General features: G+C 70.6%; 15 protein-coding genes and 1 pseudogene. 8 read left to right on the top strand and 8 right to left on the bottom strand.

The window, feature by feature from the left end; all coding sequences use genetic code 11:
• The first annotated feature begins 119 nt into the window (after positions 1 to 119).
• Positions 120 to 1,229, top strand: coding sequence for an FAD-dependent monooxygenase (locus D9V36_RS04415; RefSeq protein WP_129292595.1), 1,110 nt, complete (start codon positions 120 to 122; stop codon positions 1,227 to 1,229).
• A gap of 137 nt (positions 1,230 to 1,366) precedes the next feature.
• On the opposite strand, the gene D9V36_RS04420 is transcribed toward D9V36_RS04415, so the two are convergent.
• The gene (locus D9V36_RS04420; protein ID WP_129292596.1) at positions 1,367 to 1,978 is read right to left on the bottom strand and encodes a hypothetical protein; all 612 of its coding nucleotides are present in this window, start codon (positions 1,976 to 1,978) and stop codon (positions 1,367 to 1,369) included.
• Between the two features lie 312 nt (positions 1,979 to 2,290).
• Here D9V36_RS04420 and D9V36_RS04425 point away from each other — a divergent pair, with 312 nt between their 5' ends.
• Together D9V36_RS04425 and D9V36_RS04430 are read left to right on the top strand one after the other, a co-directional pair.
• Positions 2,291 to 3,040, top strand: a complete 750-nt coding sequence (locus D9V36_RS04425) for a DUF4232 domain-containing protein (protein WP_129292597.1) — start codon at positions 2,291 to 2,293, stop codon at positions 3,038 to 3,040.
• A gap of 89 nt (positions 3,041 to 3,129) precedes the next feature.
• Positions 3,130 to 3,378: a hypothetical protein gene (locus D9V36_RS04430; RefSeq protein WP_129292598.1), complete on the top strand. Its 249-nt coding sequence runs from the start codon at positions 3,130 to 3,132 to the stop codon at positions 3,376 to 3,378.
• Between the two features lie 257 nt (positions 3,379 to 3,635).
• On the opposite strand, the gene D9V36_RS04435 is transcribed toward D9V36_RS04430, so the two are convergent.
• The 6 genes and pseudogenes from D9V36_RS04435 to D9V36_RS04465 form a co-directional block, all read right to left on the bottom strand.
• On the bottom strand, positions 3,636 to 4,412 hold the full coding sequence (locus tag D9V36_RS04435; protein WP_129298179.1) for a GNAT family N-acetyltransferase: 777 nt from the start codon (positions 4,410 to 4,412) through the stop codon (positions 3,636 to 3,638).
• 737 nt (positions 4,413 to 5,149) lie between these two features.
• The gene (locus tag D9V36_RS04445; protein ID WP_129292599.1) at positions 5,150 to 5,755 is read right to left on the bottom strand and encodes a response regulator transcription factor; all 606 of its coding nucleotides are present in this window, start codon (positions 5,753 to 5,755) and stop codon (positions 5,150 to 5,152) included.
• Positions 5,752 to 6,927, bottom strand: a complete 1,176-nt coding sequence (locus tag D9V36_RS04450; RefSeq protein ID WP_129292600.1) for a sensor histidine kinase — start codon at positions 6,925 to 6,927, stop codon at positions 5,752 to 5,754. The genes D9V36_RS04445 and D9V36_RS04450 overlap by 4 nt, the downstream gene beginning before the upstream one ends.
• A 220-nt stretch (positions 6,928 to 7,147) precedes the next feature.
• Positions 7,148 to 7,891, bottom strand: a complete 744-nt coding sequence (locus D9V36_RS04455) for an ABC transporter permease (RefSeq protein WP_129292601.1) — start codon at positions 7,889 to 7,891, stop codon at positions 7,148 to 7,150.
• The gene (locus D9V36_RS04460; RefSeq protein WP_129292602.1) at positions 7,891 to 8,820 is read right to left on the bottom strand and encodes an ABC transporter ATP-binding protein; all 930 of its coding nucleotides are present in this window, start codon (positions 8,818 to 8,820) and stop codon (positions 7,891 to 7,893) included. The genes D9V36_RS04455 and D9V36_RS04460 overlap by 1 nt, the downstream gene beginning before the upstream one ends.
• Positions 8,821 to 9,189: 369 nt before the next feature.
• A pseudogene (locus tag D9V36_RS04465) lies at positions 9,190 to 10,068 on the bottom strand (EamA family transporter); the annotation flags it as partial.
• 82 nt (positions 10,069 to 10,150) lie between these two features.
• On the opposite strand from D9V36_RS04465, the gene D9V36_RS04470 reads away from it, so the two are divergent.
• Positions 10,151 to 11,002: a LysR family transcriptional regulator gene (locus D9V36_RS04470; protein ID WP_129292604.1), complete on the top strand. Its 852-nt coding sequence runs from the start codon at positions 10,151 to 10,153 to the stop codon at positions 11,000 to 11,002.
• Between the two features lie 131 nt (positions 11,003 to 11,133).
• Positions 11,134 to 12,015: a hypothetical protein gene (locus D9V36_RS40680; protein WP_164992875.1), complete on the top strand. Its 882-nt coding sequence runs from the start codon at positions 11,134 to 11,136 to the stop codon at positions 12,013 to 12,015.
• Here D9V36_RS40680 and D9V36_RS04480 read toward each other — a convergent pair.
• Positions 12,003 to 12,827: an SDR family oxidoreductase gene (locus tag D9V36_RS04480; protein ID WP_129292606.1), complete on the bottom strand. Its 825-nt coding sequence runs from the start codon at positions 12,825 to 12,827 to the stop codon at positions 12,003 to 12,005. The genes D9V36_RS40680 and D9V36_RS04480 overlap by 13 nt on opposite strands.
• Before the next feature lie 483 nt (positions 12,828 to 13,310).
• Here D9V36_RS04480 and D9V36_RS04485 point away from each other — a divergent pair, with 483 nt between their 5' ends.
• From D9V36_RS04485 to D9V36_RS04495, 3 genes are read left to right on the top strand one after another with little or no spacing between them, the layout of a single operon-like run.
• Complete coding sequence (locus D9V36_RS04485) at positions 13,311 to 14,753, top strand: family 2B encapsulin nanocompartment shell protein (protein WP_129292607.1); 1,443 nt, start codon at positions 13,311 to 13,313, stop codon at positions 14,751 to 14,753.
• 18 nt (positions 14,754 to 14,771) lie between these two features.
• Entirely contained in the window at positions 14,772 to 15,830 is a 1,059-nt protein-coding gene (locus D9V36_RS04490) for a family 2 encapsulin nanocompartment cargo protein terpene cyclase (protein WP_129292608.1), read from the top strand.
• 37 nt (positions 15,831 to 15,867) lie between these two features.
• Complete coding sequence (locus tag D9V36_RS04495; protein ID WP_129292609.1) at positions 15,868 to 16,743, top strand: geranyl diphosphate 2-C-methyltransferase; 876 nt, start codon at positions 15,868 to 15,870, stop codon at positions 16,741 to 16,743.
• Positions 16,744 to 16,785 lie beyond the last annotated feature (42 nt).

Consider the following 16,785-nt stretch of genomic DNA (forward strand, 5'->3'; position numbering starts at 1 on the left):
AGCAGGGAAGACCGCGCCGGATCCCTTTCTGACCTAGTACAGGACGCCCGGATGAGCACTTGGCAGGCCTGCGCGTACGGCGTACATTCCAGCGCGTACACCGTACGAAAGGGGTCTCCGTGAAGACCGTGCTCATCTCCGGTGCGAGTGTCGCCGGACTTACCGCCGCCTACTGGCTGCGGCGTCGTGGCTACGCACCGACCGTCGTCGAACGCGCTCCCGGTATACGTCCCGGCGGCCAGGCGATCGACGTCCGCGGCGTTGCACTCGGCGTCCTGGAACGGATGGGCCTGTTGGCCGAGGCGCAGCAGGCACGCACCCGGATGCGGGGGATGTCGATGCACGACAGCGGCGGCAAGGAGCTCTGGCGCTCTACCGAGATGACGTTCAGCAGCGGCCGGCTCGACAGTGGAGACATCGAGCTGTTGCGGGACGACCTCACCCAACTTCTGTACCGGCAGACGCTGGATGGCGTCGAATACGTCTTCAACGACTCCCTGGTCACCCTCGATCAGGGCCCGCACGGCGTCAACGCCGGTTTCGAGAGCGGTCGGCGCCGGACTTTCGACCTCGTGGTCGGGGCGGACGGCCTCCACTCGAAGGTACGGCAACTGGTTTTCGGCGAGAAGCGTCAGTTCATCCGTCATCTCGGCCCGCATCTGGCCGTCTTCAGCACGGACAACTTCTTGCAGCTCGACAACTGGCAGGTGTGGCTCCAGGACGACACCGCAAGCTATTGCGTGTACCCGGTACGCGACAACACCGAGATCAGGGCCATGCTCGGCTTCATGTCGGAGCCTCTTGACTATGACTACCGTGACACCGAGCGGCAGAAGTCACTCCTCGCCGAGCGGATGTCGCATCTGGGAGGCGACACCCCGAGGCTCCTGAAGGCCATGTGGGGCGCGGCCGACTTCTACTTCGACGCGATGGCCCAGATCCGCATGGACCGCTGGTCGGACCGCAGGACAGTGCTGATCGGTGACGCGGGCTACTGCCCGTCGCCCTTGTCCGGACAGGGCACCAGCCTGGCCCTGGTAGGTGCCTATGTGCTGGCCGACGAACTCGGCAGGGCGGACGGCGACCACCGCACCGCGCTTCCACGGTACGAGGAACGCCTGCGCCCCTTCGTCGCACTCAACCAGGCTCTCGCCACGGAGAACCCCGGCGGTATGGCGTCCGAGGAGTCCTCGGAACGAGCCAAGAACGCGTTCTCCCTGGATCGCTGACCGAGCGGCAACCTCGAACGCTGACCGAGCGGCCAACGGGGCGTGCCCCCCTTCCAGAGGGACCTGTTCGACGGACTGCCTCGGGCGGGCCGGGACGGTGGCCGCCCCGGCCTGCGGCAGATGCCGACGCCTGCCGCCTATCCCAGCCTGTCCCGCAGGGCGTAACCGCCCTCGACGACCGTCATATCGGCGGCGGGCGCCATGCACTTGGTCAGCAGGGGTGCGCCTTTGGGCGTTGCCCCGGACAGGCCGGCGCGGGCCTTCCCGCTCTTGGGGATGTAGAAGCTCACGCCCATGCGGGTATGCGGGTCCAAGTGCGTCTGCCACGGATGGCCGGGGCTGGTACGGACGAGTCGGCCGGTCACGGTGGCGGTGGGTCCACCGGTGGTGAGGCAGTCGACCTCGAAGTCGCCCCAGTAGTCACGACCGCCGATGACATGGGAAATGCGGAAGGTTCCCCAGGAGCGGGTGGGAATTCCGCCCGCCTCATAGGTGGCGTGGGCGTCGACGGTGACCTGCACCTTTTCCTCAGCCACGGGGTAGCCCAGTCGGGCCTTCCCCTTGAGGGAGGAAACGAGGGTGGCGGCCGGGGTGCTGGATGCGGCTGCGGCTTCGGGCGCCAGTGCGGTCGACGGTGCGGATGGGGGCGCAGTCGGGGGTGCAGTCAGGGGCGCGGCGACTGCGGCGGGGGCGGCGACTGTCGCGACGAGGGCGAGGACAGTGGTGGCGCGCAAGAGCTGCTTCAGCACGGGTGTGGCTCCGATCTGAGCTGGGCTGGGCTGGGCTGGGCTGGAGTGGAGTGAATGACACATCGATCGTCGTCAACTGCCCTGCCTTCAGACGTCCTTCGAAGGTCGCTACCGCCTCCGCCGCACGGGCGAAGCAGCCCTCTCGGCGTCGTCCCGAGGGAGTATCCGGCGGCCTTTCCTTGGCGTCCGTCCGCTTCTCACCTCTGTGTTAGCCGCACGTTAGCGGAGCGGCAGCCTTGCGCTAGTGGCCCAGACCAGAGTCGGTGACGTACCGAGGAAACAACGACACCGACCGTCCTGGGGGACCCCGTCATGAGCTCCAGCGCCACTGTCCGCACCGCTCGTCGCCGCACTCTGCGCATTGCCGCCGCCGTTCTGACCGCGGCCGCCGGCCTCACCCTGACCGCCTGCTCCGGCGCGGACGCCACCGGCGCGAAGCCCGCGGGCCGCGTGGACTCGGGTGCGGCCGCCGTCGAGTCCAACGGCACGGGCTCCTCCGCCGGCGCTCAGGAGTCCGATGCCCAGGCGGGCTCCGGTGCCAAGGCTGATGCACAGGCCGATGCGAAGCCCGATGCCAAGGTGGGAGGTACGGGCAAGGGGTCGGGCAGCGCGCAGGCCGGGGGCGGTGGCGGGGCGGGCGTCCAGCGCTGCCACACCTCCGGCCTGAAGGCGGCGTTCGCCACGGGCGGCGATGCGGTCCCGGACCCGGACGCGAGCGGCGGGACGACCGCCAGCATCGTGCTGACCAACAAGGGCAGCAGCTCCTGCAAGATCGGCGGCTTCCCGGGCGTGGACCTCAAGTCCGAGAACGGCGGCGAGCGCTGGTCGCTGGCCCGCTCGTCGAAGGCGTTCAGCTCGATCACCCTGCAGCCCGGGGACAGCACCGACTTCACGCTCAACCTGGCCATGACCAAGGAAGAGACGGGCTTCTACCAGCCCGCCTATGCGGACGTCACCCCGCCCAACGAGACCACCTCGCTGACCGTGGAATGGCCCTGGGGCACGCTCGTCGACCAGCGGGGCGCCACCCACCCGGGCACCTTCGTCAACCCCATCGGCTGACCACCTCGGCGCCGCCCTGGACACACCCGGAACCTCTCTGAGCCCGACCGGCTCAGAGCGTCAAGGAAAAGATAGGCAAGGAGACAACCATGAAGTCGTGGCGTACTCGAATCGGTGTCGGTCTCGCGGTCGGTGCCGCAGCGGTCGCCATTCCCCTGACCGCCACCACCGCCTCCGCCGCCCCGCCGCCCGGCGACGGCTGGGTCCCCATCGGTGCCGAGAAGTACCCCTCGAAGGCGGCGTGCGAAGCGGCGGAACTCCCGATCGCCCAGGCGAACGGGTACCACGAGGTGTGGTGCGACGACAGCAAGGCCATCATGCCCATCTTCAACCGCTGACCGCTCTCCCCGGGCGAGGACGCGTCCCGCCGACGTACAGCCAAGAAAGTCCGCTGCCCCGGTGTGCCCCACCGGGGCAGCGGACTTTCCGCTTCACGGACCCGCTCGCCCGAGCGCCGTCGGGCTTGTTGACGGGGCGTTCTACGGTGTTGCCGCCCTCCAGGCCCAGGAGGTTCCTCACCCCTGCCCGGCCGAAGTGCTCCGGCCCGCGGGCGAGAAGCCTTGAGCAGGAGCAGGAGCAGGAGTAGGGGTAGCGGCTACGGCTTGTACGTGTACGGGGTCGTGGTGCTCAGAGCGGCGAAGCCGAGCCGCTGCAGGATCGGGCGGCTCTGTTCGGAGGCGTCCACCTGCAGATAGCGGTAGCCGCGCTCGGCGGCGATCTTGGCGCGGTGCGCAACCAGCGCCCGGTAGATCCCCCGGCCGCGCCAGGCGGGTACGGTGCCGCCGCCCCAGAGGCCGGCGAACTCCGTGCCCGGGTGGAGTTCCATCCGCGCCCCGCAGACCGGTATGTCGCCGGCCATCGCGACGACCATGCTGACCGTCCCCGGGCTCTCGGCCAGCATGTCGAGCAGGTTCGGCCGCAGCCAGTCCGCAGTCGCCTCGAACGCCCCCTCGTGCGCGGACAGCATGAGCTCCACATCGGCCGGGGTGGTCACCGGGTGCAGCCGTACGCCCTCGGGCAGTCCGCCGCCATCACGCAGGTCGGCGATCCGGGCGACCATCAGGGTCTCGTCGGGCGCAGCCTCGAACCCGGCCGCCAGCAGCAACTCGCCCAGATCCGCCGGCTGGTCGTGCGAGTAGAGCTTCCACTCGAACTCACGGCCCAGCTCGGTGAAGTACTGCACCTGCTCGGCGATCGCCGGCCGCGCTGTGGCCTGGTCCAGGCCGGACCAGACGACCGCGCTCCAGCCGCCCTCGACGCCGACCTGCCGCACCACCTCGCCGACCCGCTCGACCCGGCCTCCGGGCGCGTCTGCGAGGGCGTCCCGCCGCATCTGACGGTCGAAGAGGGCGAGCACTGCAGAAGTATCCATCCGCGCAGGAGGGGGACATGGACCGGCTGGGTCCAGTGGGCGGGGATCGCGTCCAGCCGGTAGTACGCCCCCACGAGGCCTCCGGTCACCGCGGCGACCTGGATCGTCCGCCTCAGGCCGGCACAGTGCCGCGGCCCGGCCGCGCACAAGGAGGTTCTGCGTCCCCAGGCCGATCGCCAGGTAGGCGTACAGCGACACCGCGCCCAGTACCCCGGCCCCGGCCGCGTGGTCGATCCACAGGCCCAGCCCGAAGTGCACACCCGCCGAGGTCAGCCACAGCCCGGTAGTGGCCGCCGTCCCCTTGCGCAGCACCTCGCCCTGGGGACCGCGCCACACTCGTACGGTCCGCGCCCTGACCGCGCCGAAGCCCGCCGCGACGGCCAGGCTCACCACCAGGAGGACGACAGGCAGCGCGGTCAGCGGACGGTGCTCGGCGACCGAGGCGACGCCGAAGGCGATCCCCGAGGCGCCCAGGACAGCGAAGACCGCCGGGGCCAGCAGCGAGCCGATACGTCGTACCCGGCGGGTACGCAACTGCTGCCGCACCACCAGTCCGACGACCGGCACGGCTATGGCGAGAGCGGCTCCGCCATTCGTACTCTGCATGGCAACTCCCCCGTTGTGGCACTGCGTTCGAGCAGTAGCGCCGTACCCCCATTATCCGCGGGCGGAGTCCAGGAGCGAGGCGCGACCCCCTGGGCTCGGCGGGGACCGGTCGCCCGCTCCCGCCGGGGCGCCTACAGCCATCCGCGCTCGCGTGCCGTGTGGGCTGCCTCGAAGCGGTTGGCGGTGTCCGTCTTCTGGATCGCCGAGGAGAGGTAGTTGCGCACCGTCTTCTCGGAGAGGTGCACCCGCGCCGCGATGGCGGGGACCGACGCCCCGTCGATCGCCGTTGCCAGCACCTCCTGTTCGCGACGGGTGAGCGGGTTGGGCCCGGCCCGCAGCGCCGCGGCGGCCAGTGCGGGGTCCATCACCGTCTCCCCGGCCATCACCTGACGGATCGCCACCGCAAGCTCGTCCACCGGCCTGTTCTTCCCGATGAAACCGCCGGCCCCGGCGGCGAGCGCGCGCTGCAGATGGCCCGGCCGGTCGAAAACCGTGAAGATCAGGATTTTCGTCTCGGGCAGTTCGGCGTGGAGGGTCTCGGCGGCGTCCAGTCCGCTGCCCCCGGGCATCTCGATGTCGAGCAGGCACAGGTCCGGCCGCAGCCGGCGTGCGGCGGACACGGCCCCCGGTCCGTCCTCCACCTGGCCGACCACCGTGATGTCAGGCTCCAGGCCGAGCAGGGTCGCGAGGGCACCGCGCACCATGGCCTGGTCCTCGGCGAGGAGCAGCCGGATCATGTCGTCTCCCGGGCACGGTCGGCCGCCGCGAGGGGGATGGTGGCCTGGAGGCGGAAGCCGCCGCCCGGAGCGGCGCCGGTGCGCAGGCGGCCGTCGAGTGCGGTGACCCGCTCGGCGAGCCCGGCCAGTCCGTTGCCGCCGGTCCCAGGACGAGAGTGCCGGACGGACCGGGCGGGCCCGGTGCCGTCGTCGAGCACCTGAAGCAGGGCGCGGCCGTCCTCGCTGCGGAGTACGACGCGGCAGTTGGCGGCCCGGGAGTGCCGGGCGACGTTGGTCAGGGCCTCGCGGGCGACCCAGCTCAGCGCCGTCTCCACCGTCTCGGGCAGCCGGCCGGCGGCGGCGTCCACCGTCACCGTGACGCCGGCGTCGGCCAGTGTCGTCCGGGCCTCCTCGATGACCGCGGACAGGCTGAGCCGCCGGTAGCCGGTGACGGCCTCGCGCACCTGCTCCAGGCACTGACGGCCCATGTCCTCGATCTGCTGGAGCTCCGCCTCCACGTCCGTCCCGCCCGCCCGGTAGAGCCGCCGTGTCACTTCCGCACGCAGGGTGAGCTGGAGGAGGCTGTGGCCCAGTGTGTCGTGCATGTCCCGGGAGAAGCGCAGCCGCTCCTCGGCCACCGCGGCCCGCGCCAATGCACGCCGGGTGCAGCGGAGTTCGGCATTGAGATCGAGGATACGGCGATAGGTCGTCATGGCCAGGCCGACCGCGGTGGTCATCACCGCCAGCGCGGTGGTATCCGCTCCGGTCCGGCCCGCCACGAAGACGGCCAGCGCTGCCGAGGTGGCGAGCGCGGGGAGGGTCAGCCTGGCGGGTACGGCCACCGCGGCGGTCGCTGACAGATACGGCAGCAGAATGGTCCAGTCCTTGCCGAGCCACAGCGGGAGCGCCACGGACAGCGCCGCGAGCGGAACCAGCAAGGCGAACCGGAACCGCTGGTCGAGCCGGGCGGAGTGGTAGGACCAGGCGAGCATCACCTGGGAGGCCGCGAAGAGGACCAGGGCGCAGGCGGCCGCCAGGACGGTGACGAGCGGACTGTCCGAGGCGGAGAGCGAGGGGACCAGGCCGAACAGGGGAATGAGTCCGACCGTGGTGCCGACCACGGCGCCCCGGGAGGAGGCGGGCTCCCCCGGCCCGCCCGCGGTCTTCACCCCCGGGCCGAAGCGCAGGCTCATGAACGTCCCCTCCCGCCGCGCCGCGCCAGGACCGCGTCGTGCAGCATTCTCAGTCTATTCTCCGGCCTGTCATGGCCGGGTCGTCGTCCACGGCAGACAGCGGGCGGCGGAGCGGCGCCCGTACTCCGGCCCCGCGTGGCGGCACTGTCCACGGTGAACGCCGGCACGGCGCCCATGCTCCGGTCCCTCGCACCGCCCCTCGCCCCGCCCCTGTCGCGGCTCAACGCGTCACCTCCCGCCGGAAGGCAAAGCCGGCCAACAGCGCGAAGCCCACCGTCCAGCCCCCCAGCACGGCAAGGTCCGACAGCTCCGACATACGGGATGCCCCACCCTCCAGGAGGGCCTGACTGAGGTGGACCCAGTGATTGGTGGGCAGCGCCTCGGACACGTGTTGGAGGGATTCAGGGAACAGCCGTGCCGGTACCCACAGCCCGCCCAGCGCGGACATGCCGATGACGCAGGCCATGACGGTGGGACCGCTGGTGGTGGGCGAGACGAGGAAACCCAGGGCCATGCCCAGCAGGGCGAAGGGCAGGCTGCCCAGCCAGGTGATCGCGCCGATCTCCAGCCACTGGGCAGCGCTCAGCCGGATGCCGTGTGCCGTCCCGCCGATCAGGAAGACGGCGAGCAGCGAGAGCAGAGAGAGCAGCAGGCCGCTGCCCCCCTTGCCGATGACTATCTGCGTCGCGCGCAGCGGAGTGGTACGCAGCTGTGCGGCCCAGCCGATGTTCCGGTCGAGTGCGATGTTGACCCCGTTGGTGAGGGTCACCATCAGCACTCCATGACAGGCCATACCGGCCATGACCGCGGCATCCGGGGCGTACCCGGCCCCCGGAGCGCCCGGACCGCCGACCGTGGAGAACATCAGGTACAGCAGCGCCGGCATCGCCACGGTGAGAACCACGAACTTCGGATCGCGGCGCAACCGCCGCAGTTCGAAGCGGAGGTAATGGCGCGTCAGCATCAGTGCTTCACCTCCTGTACGGCCTGGTGAGCGGTCCCGGTGGTGAGCGCGCGGAAGGCCTCTTCGAGGCTGCTCCCGGACAGTTCGAGATCGCGGGCCGCGAAGTCGCCGGACAGCACGGCGTGGACGGTTGCGTCCGAGTCGGTCGTGTACAGCCGGACCCTGTCGTGCCGCCGCTCCACGCCGCAGACGCCGGGCAGTAACTCCACTCCGGCCGGCGGCGGACCGTCCGTGCGGAAGCTGACCGTGCGTCTGCCCACCGTCCGCTTGATCTCCTCGCCGGTTCCTTCGGCCAGGATCCTGCCCCGGTTCATCACCACGATCCGGTCGGCCGCGGCGTCGGCCTCCTCCAGGTAATGGGTGGAGAAGAGCACGCTACGGCCGCGCTCGGCCCAGCTCCTGATGCCTTCCCAGAACCGCGCCCGGGCCTCGACGTCCATGGCGGCCGTCGGCTCGTCGAGCACGAGCAGGCCGGGCGCGCCCGCGGCCGCGAAGGCGAAGCGCACCCGCTGCAGCTGACCGCCCGACAGCCGGTCCACACGTCGGCTCAACAGGCCTCCTATATCGGCCACTTCGGTCAGCTCGCTCAGTAACGCGGGCCGTGGATAGAGCCGTCGTGCCAGCTCCAGAACCTCGCGGACCTTGGCACTGGCGGGAAAGGCCCCGTCCTGCCGCATCGCCCCGACCAGCCCGGCCCGTACGGCCGCATCGGGTGCCTTGCCGAACACCTCGACCCGCCCGTGGTCCGGACGCAGCAGGCCCAGAAGCATGTCGATCAACGTGGACTTCCCCGACCCGTTGGGGCCGAGCAGCGCGGTGATCCTGCCCCGGCCCACCGACAACTCCAGCCCGTCGACCGCCTTCACCTGATGAAAACTCTTGGACACGCCGGAGAACTCCGCCGCGTGATCTGTGATCGTCTGTGACATGCCTGCACGCTAAGTTCCCGGCACTCCCCGGCGGCAGAGGCACCGGCCCCCCATTCTTCGGGACATTTGTCCTGGTGAAGGGAGGTGGCCGGGAAGCTCCGTTACTGCCGGCAGGCGCGCCCCGGCCGGCGCTGCGGCCCACGGGTACGCCGTTCAGCAGACTTCACGGCACGGGATCGATCCGGTCTCGCGGCCGTGCGACGTGGTGAGGGCAGTCTCTGCTGCGGGGGCGTCCGTCGGTGTGGGGTCAACCGCCATCGTGGGGTCGAGCGCCCTCGTGGGGCCAACCGCCATCGTGGGATCGAGCGCCACGTCCGTTGAGACGGTACCGCGGCCGCCGGACGGAGCCGTGGTGCGCGAGCCGCCGGTCAGGATGCTGACGGTGTTGGCCGTCACGATGGCCGCGATGGCCAGCCAGTCGATGCCTTGCAGGGTCTGGTTCAGGACGACGAGGCCGACGAGCGCCGCAAGGACGGGATTGACGCTCATGAAGACGCCGAAGAAGCGGGCGGGGACCCGGCGCAGCGCGAGCAGATCGGCGAGGAACGGGACGGCCGAGGAGAGGAGGCCCGCGACGGCCGCGTATCCGACGGCGCTCGCGCTGGGGTGGTGGTCGGCGAGCACGGCGATTCCGACGGGTAGGTACAGCAGGGCGGAGACACCGGCGGCCGCGGCCGAGCCTTCGGCGCCCGGCAGCCGGGCGCCGACGAGCCGGTTGAGCAGGATGTAGGACGCCCAGCACACGGCGGCGAGCAGGCCCAGCGCGACACCCGTGTAGTCGGTGGCCGGCTGCGGGCGGGTCAGCAGGACGACCGCGGCACCGGCGACGAGGGCGCACAGCAGGTCCGCCAGGCGGCGGGAGGCGGCCAGTGCCACGGCCAGCGGCCCGAGGAATTCAAGGGTCACCGCGAGGCCCAGGCCGATGCGGTCGATCGCCGTGTAGAGGGACAGGTTCATCGTGGCGAACACCGCCGCCAGGCACAGCACCGGCCACCACTGCCGCCAGGTGAACGCGCGCAGCCTCGGCCGCCCCACCGCCAGCAGGACGAGTCCGGCCACCCACTGCCGTACGGCCACCACGCCCGCCGGTCCGATCACCGGAAACGCCAGCGCTCCGGTCGCGGCACCGATCTGATTGGACAGCCCGCTGGCGAACATCATCGCCACCCCCGCCGCACGGCCCGGGTGCGCCGCCGGTCCCCCGCCGGCGACCTCGGGGTGCCACCGGCCTTCAGTGCTCTTTCCCATGCACCGAGCATCCGGCCGGACCCATCCATACGTAAAATGCATGCACGTACTCATCGATGCGCCGTGGTTATGGATCTGGACAATGGAACTGCGACATCTGCGCTGTCTGGTGGCGATCGTCGACGCCGGTGGCTTCACCGATGCCGCCATCGATCTCGGCATCTCCCAGGCGGCGGTGTCCCGCACGCTCGGTTCGCTGGAGGACTCCCTGGGGGTACGGCTGTTGCACCGCACCAGCAGGAACGTCCTCCCCACCACCGCCGGCGTCCAGGTGCTGGCGCGCGCCCGCACGGTGCTCGCCGAGGCCGACAACCTCATCCGCGAAGCCACCACCGGCCACACCCGGCTGCGCATCGGCCACGCATGGTCGGCCATGGGCCGGCACACCGCCGAGTACCAGCGTCGTTGGGCCGCCCGCCACCCCGACGTCGAGCTGCATCTGGTCCGCACCAACTCGCCCACCGGCGGCCTGGCGGAGGGCTTGTGCGACCTGGCCGTGGTGCGTACCGCCTTCGATGACGCGCGCTTCGCCAGTGCCGTCGTCGGGCGGGAACGCCGCTACTGCGCCATGGCCGACGACGACCCCTGGGTCACCCGCCGCTCCATCGCCCTGGCCGACATCCGCGAACGCACCCTCCTCATCGACCGGCGCACCGGCACCACCACGGCCGACCTGTGGCCCGCGTCCGCGCGTCCCGTCGTGGAATACACCCAGGACATCGATGACTGGCTCGCGCTGATCACCACGGGCCGCAGCGTCGGGATCACCCCCGAGAGCACCGTCAACCAGTACCGGCGCGACGGGATCGTCTTCCGGCGGCTACGCGATGCCACGCCCATCGCGGTCCACCTCATCTGGCGACGCCAAGACCCGCATCCGGCGACCCACGCTGCCGTGGCCCTGCTGACCGACCTCTATCAACGGGGGAAGTGAAGGGCTGTGCGCCGCCCCGGTAGTGCTGTGCTGCGCCGGCCCCGGCAGTACCACGTGCTGCACGGCCGGGTGCTCTGCACGACCGGCTCCTCCCCGCCCTCCCCCGCCCCCTCGAAACCGGACAGACAGCCATGACGGAACCCACTGCCGCCCGGCAGGAACAGGTCGCGGCCCTCGGGCCCTTCTTCGCCTTCGAGACGCACCCGGCAGCGTCGGAACTCGCCCCTCCCTGGCGCACGTTGAGCGAGGTGACGCGGGAGGAGAGCGGCGTTTTGCGGGAGCGTGTCACCGCGGTACGTGCCTCGCTTGCCGCCCGCAGCGGCAGACCGCCCGAGGCCGTCGAACTGCGGGTGGCCGCGTCCGTGGCACAGCTGGGTCTGGTGGCACGGGTCCTCTCACCGATGCTCGGCCTGGCCACCCTGCACGGCCTGCGCCTGCCCTCACGACCGCCCGCCCTGGACGAGCTGAGGTGGCACTCCGGCCTCGGTGGCGCGTTCGCCCTGTCGCTGCCGCGAGAGACGGTGGCCTCCATCGCCGCCGGTGCCGCCCATTGCGGCTCCGGCTCCGAAGCCGAATCCCATGACGACGCCCGTACCCGGCCCCGGGCCGACACCTACGCCTGCGCCTCCCCCTACGCGGATGCCGACCCCCACACCGACGCATACGCCGACGCCGACACCGACGCCGTAGAGCAATTGCTCGACGGGCCGATCCGCGAACTGGTCGACGCCGCAGCGCCCTTCTCGGTCTCCCCGCGCATCCTGTGGGGCAATGTGGCCTCGGCCGTGAACGGCGCGGCCGCGGGCATGGTGGCCGCGGCACCGGCCCTGGCGCGCCCGGCCCGCACAGCGGCCCTGCTGTTCCTGAGCCGGCCGCAGCTCCGGGACACCCACACCCTGGACACCCACAACGGGCGCTTCCGGCGGCGGAGTTACGCGACCCTAAGAGCCGTCCCACTCCCCGTCCCACTCCTCCCGGCCGGCAGCGCCCCACTCCCGTATTACCGGGCTTGAAGGAACTCCCGGGCCCCACGCAGCCGTGTGTGTAAGCGTCTCTGGGTGGCACTGCTGTCGAGGCGGACGTCGAGTGCCCCGGGCACTTGGCTGTCGGCCCGACGTCCGGCAGGCAGCAGGCGTGCGTCGAGTCCGTCACGTTGAGCGATGAGAACGCCGAGTTCGTACCGGCTGAGGGCATCGGCTCCGGCGAGGTGGAATACCCCGGCCTGGTCGGACACTGCGAGTTGCCGCAGAGCGGAGGCCAGATCTTCGAAGTGCACCGGGCAGCGGATGTCATCGGTGAACAGGACACCGTCGTGTGCATCGGCAGCCAGGGCATGGACCAGTCGCTCGTGCACGGATGTGCCGTACCCGATGATCAACGAAGTGCGTGCGACCGCGGCGGCCGGCGCCAGAAGCCGCACGGCCGTCTCGGCGGTGGCCTTGGCCGCGCCATACGGGGTGACCGGGTCGGGCAAGCAGGTCTCGTCGTAGTGAATCCGCGAACCGGAGAACACCGCGTCGCTGGAGACGTGGACCAGTCGGCAACCGCGTTTCGCCGCGGCCATCGCCAGGCGGATCGCGCCCTCGGCCGTGACCGCCCAGTCGCCGTTTCCACTGGTTGCGTTGATGACGGCACCGGGGTCAACCGCGGCCAGCACCTCGTCGATGTGGCCAGGGGCCCGAAGATCGAGCTGATGCCACAAAGCCCCGGGGATGGTTCCTGGGCGGGAGCAGTACGTTGCGGCTGTCTCCCAGCCCGCGGCCGTCGCCTGGCGCACGAGCTCCGTCCCCAGGAACCCGCTGCCGCCGATGATCAGGACCTTCATGGCGCCCCACGGTAGGGCAGCCCGGCTCAGCTCGGGCATCTTTTGCCCAGGCATCAGCACGGCGGCGGTCGTCGAAGACCACCGCCATGTCTTGCCCAACTCCCCCCACAGGCACGTCTTTCCAGTCCGCCCAGCCCGCCGGATCCGCCCAGTCCACTGGATCCACGCAGCCGGTCCAAGGCCCCCAACGGCCCGCCCAGGTAAGCCATTCCGATCCGGTCACCGCTCCCGACCACCGCCGCTGAGCGATACGGGTAACCGTCCCGGCGCACGTATTCCCGGATCATGCAGCGGCCGGAGGGCGTGCGGAGGCGCGGGTGGGCACTGTTCGCTTCGGTCCGGGGTTTGCGCCTGCTGAATGCGAGGACGCCCCCTTTCGCGCTGTACCGAGATGATCTCCGGTCTGTTTGGCTTGGTGACGCACGGCCACTTTGTTCATCACCGGCCGCTTTGCTCACTTCTGTTCACGTCCCGGGAGGGAATGTGTCCGTACCGGACAGTGTCACCGGTTCCGCTGCCGAGGAGCCCGCTCTCGAACCATCCGCAGACAGCGCGCTCACCAGCCTCAGTACCCGGGCCGCGCGCCAGCTGGCGACCACCACCAAGTCCGAGCCCCAGATGCAGGCCATCACCTCGCGGTGGCTGCTGAAGACGCTGCCGTGGGTGGACGTCAAGGGCGGTACATACCGGGTCAACCGTCGTCTGCAACTCCGTGTCGGCCGGGGGCGTGTCCAGTTCGAGCAGAACGGTGCGGACGACATCAGGGTGATCCCGCAGACGCTCACGGAGCTGCCCGCCCTGCGTGGTTACGACGATGCCGGGGTGCTCAGCGAGCTCGCGGGCCGCTTCCGGGTCCGTGAAGTGCGGGCCGGCCAGGTGCTCTTCGAGGCAGGGCAGCCCGCCACCGAGGCGTATCTCGTCGTCCACGGCCGGTTCGTCCGCTACACCGCCGGCAAGTACGGCGAGGAGGAAGTCATCGGTGTCGTCACGGACGGCGACCAGATGGGGGACGAGGCGATCGGGCGGCCCGACCCGCTGTGGCTGAGCTCGGTGCGGGCCGAGACCTCCGGCGTGCTGATGGTGCTGCCCTGGGACGTGATCCGGGAGTTGACCGACCGGGTGCCGTCGCTGGCCGCACACCTGGCGGCGTACGCGGAGCTGCAGCAGCGTCCCGCGAACCGCCGGGGCGAGGCGGAGGTTCCGGTCGCGGCGGGGCACGTCGGCGAGCCGACGCTTTCCGGCGGCTTCGTCGACTACGACCTCGCCCCGCGCGAGTACGAACTCTCCCTGACCCAGACCGTGCTCCGGGTGCACAGCCGGGTCGCCGATCTCTACAACGAGCCCATGGACCAGACCCAGCAGCAACTCCGGCTCACCGTCGAGGAGATCCGCGAGCGCCAGGAATGGGAGATGGTCAACAACCGGGAGTTCGGGCTGCTGCACAACGCCGACTACGGCCAGCGCATCAGCACCTACACCGGCCCGCCCACCCCCGATGACATGGACGAGCTGTTGTCCATGCGCCGCAAGACGCGGCTGTTCCTGGCCCACCCGAAGGCGATCGCCGCCTTCTTCCGGCAGTGCAACAAGCGCGGTCTGGTGCCGGGGACCGCGAACGTCGACGGGCACGAGGTCCCCGCCTGGCGCGGCGTCCCGATTTTCCCGTGCGGCAAGATCCCGGTCAGCGACGCGAACACCAGCAGCATCATCGCGCTGCGCACCGGCGAGGCGGACCAGGGGGTCGTCGGTCTGTACCAGACCGGTATCCCCGAGGAGTTCCAGCCCGGCCTGAACGTCCGCTTCATGGGCGTCGACGACGCCGCCATCATCAAATACCTGGTCACCGCCTATTACTCGATGGCCATCCTCGTGCCCGACGCGGCCGGCGTCCTGGAGAACGTCCAGATCGGCCGGAGCAGCGACTGACCAGGCGGAGTACGCACCATGAGCACGTCCCCCGACACCGCCGCCGGGTTCTCGTTGCCCGGCCCGCCGAACCTCGCCCGCACCGTACGGGCCCGACGCGGCGGGGCCGTCCCCGGGCTGAGGTACCGGCCCGCCGTCCCCGCCGACCCGGAAAAGGCCAAGGAGATCGACCGCAGGCTGGAGGCCTGGGCCCGCCGGCTGGATCTCTTCCCGGACCGGTGGACCGGGGACTTCGCACAGTTCCAGGTCGGCCGGGCCGTCGTCCTGCAGCATCCCGGTGCGGCCGATCTCGAACACCTCACCGTCGCCGGTGAGTTGCTGCTGGCGGAGAACATCGTCGACAGCTGTTACTGCGAGGAGGACGAAGGCCGCGGAGCCGCGCGCCGCGGTCTGGGCGGCCGGCTGGTCATCGCCCAGTCGGCGCTCGATCCCTTCCACGGCCCCCCCGGGCTGGAGGAGGAGTGGCGCCGCGGCGTGCAGGCCGACGGGCCCCTGCGTTCGTACCACTGGGCCCTGAAGGACTACGCCGCTCTCGCCACTCCCAGCCAGACGGACCGGTTCGTCCATGACGTCGCCCGGCTGCATCTCGGCTATCTCGCCGAGGCCTCCTGGGCGGAGACCCGGCACGTACCGCGGGTCTGGGAGTACCTGGTGATGCGGCAGTTCAACAACTTCCGCCCCTGCCTGTCCCTCGTCGACGCCGTGGACGGCTACGAACTGCCCGAAGCGCTCTACGCCCGTCCCGAGGTCCAGCGGGTCACGGCGCTGGCCTGCAACGCCACGACCATCGTCAATGACCTGTACTCCTTCACCAAGGAGTTGGCGAGTGACCCGACCCACCTGAACCTGCCGCAAGTGGTGGCCGCCCACGACAAGCGCGGCCTGAAGGCCGCCTATCTGAAGAGCGTCGAGATCCACAACCAGGTCATGGAGGCGTTCGAGACGGAGTCGGCGCCGCTGGCCGCCCTCTCGCCCCTCCTCGAAAGGTACCTCCGGGGCCTGGCCGCCTGGGTCTCCGGCAACCACGAGTGGCACGCCACCAACACCGACCGCTACCAGCTGCCGAACTACTGGTAGACCGACCGATCCCGCGCAACCTCGCAAGGAGTCACCGTTGACCATCGCTCACGCCGACACCGCCCGTACACCGGTGCCGACCCAGTCCACGTACCAGTCCCGCGTCGCGGACTACTGGAACGCCGAGGAAAACCCGGTCAACCTCGAACTCGGCAAGATCGACGACCTGTACCACCACCACTACGGCATCGGGGACGCCGACTGGTCGGTGCTGGACGAGCAGGACCCGGGCCTCCGCCGCGAGCGGGTCACCGGCGAACTGCACCGGCTGGAACACGCCCAGGCCGAGCTCCTCGCCTCCCACCTCGGCGATCTCTCCCCCACCGACCGGGTCTTCGACGCCGGGTGCGGACGCGGCGGCGGCAGCGTGGTGGCGCATCTGCGCTACGGCTGCCACGCCGACGGGGCCACGATCTCCGCCAAGCAGGCCGACTTCGCCAATGCGCAGGCCCGCAAGCGCGGCATCGACGACGAGGTGCGCTACCACCACCGCAACATGCTCGACACCGGCTTCACCTCCGGCGCGTACGCGGCGTCCTGGAACAACGAGTCGACCATGTACGTCGAGCTGGAGCTGCTGTTCGCGGAGCACGCACGGCTGCTGCGGCGCGGGGGACGGTACGTCACGATCACCGGCTGCTACAACGACGCCTACGGGCGCGCCTCCCGCGAGGTGTCCCTGATCAACGCGCACTACATCTGTGACATCCATCCCCGTTCGGCGTACTTCCGCGCCATGGCCCGCAACCGGCTCGTCCCCGTGCACGTCCAGGACCTGACCGAGGTGGCGCTGCCGTACTGGGAACTGCGCAGGAAGGCCGACCACTTGGTCACGGGCATCGAGGAGACCTTCCTCAACGCCTACCGCAACGGCAGCTTCCAGTACCTGCTGATCGCCGCCGACCGCGTCTGAGTCACCGCGACCGCCGCCCCTGCGCACACCATGGCCGGACTC

This window comes from Streptomyces lydicus (assembly GCF_004125265.1).
Classification (GTDB): Bacteria; Actinomycetota; Actinomycetes; order Streptomycetales; family Streptomycetaceae; genus Streptomyces; species Streptomyces lydicus_C.

Bases quoted from the DNA above. Each gene is read 5' to 3' on its own strand.
- D9V36_RS04425 (WP_129292597.1), top strand. From the start codon at position 2,291: ATGAGCTCCAGCGCCACTGTCCGCACCGCTCGTCGCCGCACTCTGCGC.
- D9V36_RS04430 (WP_129292598.1), top strand. From the start codon at position 3,130: ATGAAGTCGTGGCGTACTCGAATCGGTGTCGGTCTCGCGGTCGGTGCC.
- D9V36_RS04435 (WP_129298179.1), bottom strand. From the start codon at position 4,412: ATGGATACTTCTGCAGTGCTCGCCCTCTTCGACCGTCAGATGCGGCGG.
- D9V36_RS04445 (WP_129292599.1), bottom strand. From the start codon at position 5,755: ATGATCCGGCTGCTCCTCGCCGAGGACCAGGCCATGGTGCGCGGTGCC.
- D9V36_RS04450 (WP_129292600.1), bottom strand. From the start codon at position 6,927: ATGAGCCTGCGCTTCGGCCCGGGGGTGAAGACCGCGGGCGGGCCGGGG.
- D9V36_RS04455 (WP_129292601.1), bottom strand. From the start codon at position 7,891: ATGCTGACGCGCCATTACCTCCGCTTCGAACTGCGGCGGTTGCGCCGC.
- D9V36_RS04460 (WP_129292602.1), bottom strand. From the start codon at position 8,820: ATGTCACAGACGATCACAGATCACGCGGCGGAGTTCTCCGGCGTGTCC.
- D9V36_RS04470 (WP_129292604.1), top strand. From the start codon at position 10,151: ATGGAACTGCGACATCTGCGCTGTCTGGTGGCGATCGTCGACGCCGGT.
- D9V36_RS40680 (WP_164992875.1), top strand. From the start codon at position 11,134: ATGACGGAACCCACTGCCGCCCGGCAGGAACAGGTCGCGGCCCTCGGG.
- D9V36_RS04480 (WP_129292606.1), bottom strand. From the start codon at position 12,827: ATGAAGGTCCTGATCATCGGCGGCAGCGGGTTCCTGGGGACGGAGCTC.
- D9V36_RS04490 (WP_129292608.1), top strand. From the start codon at position 14,772: ATGAGCACGTCCCCCGACACCGCCGCCGGGTTCTCGTTGCCCGGCCCG.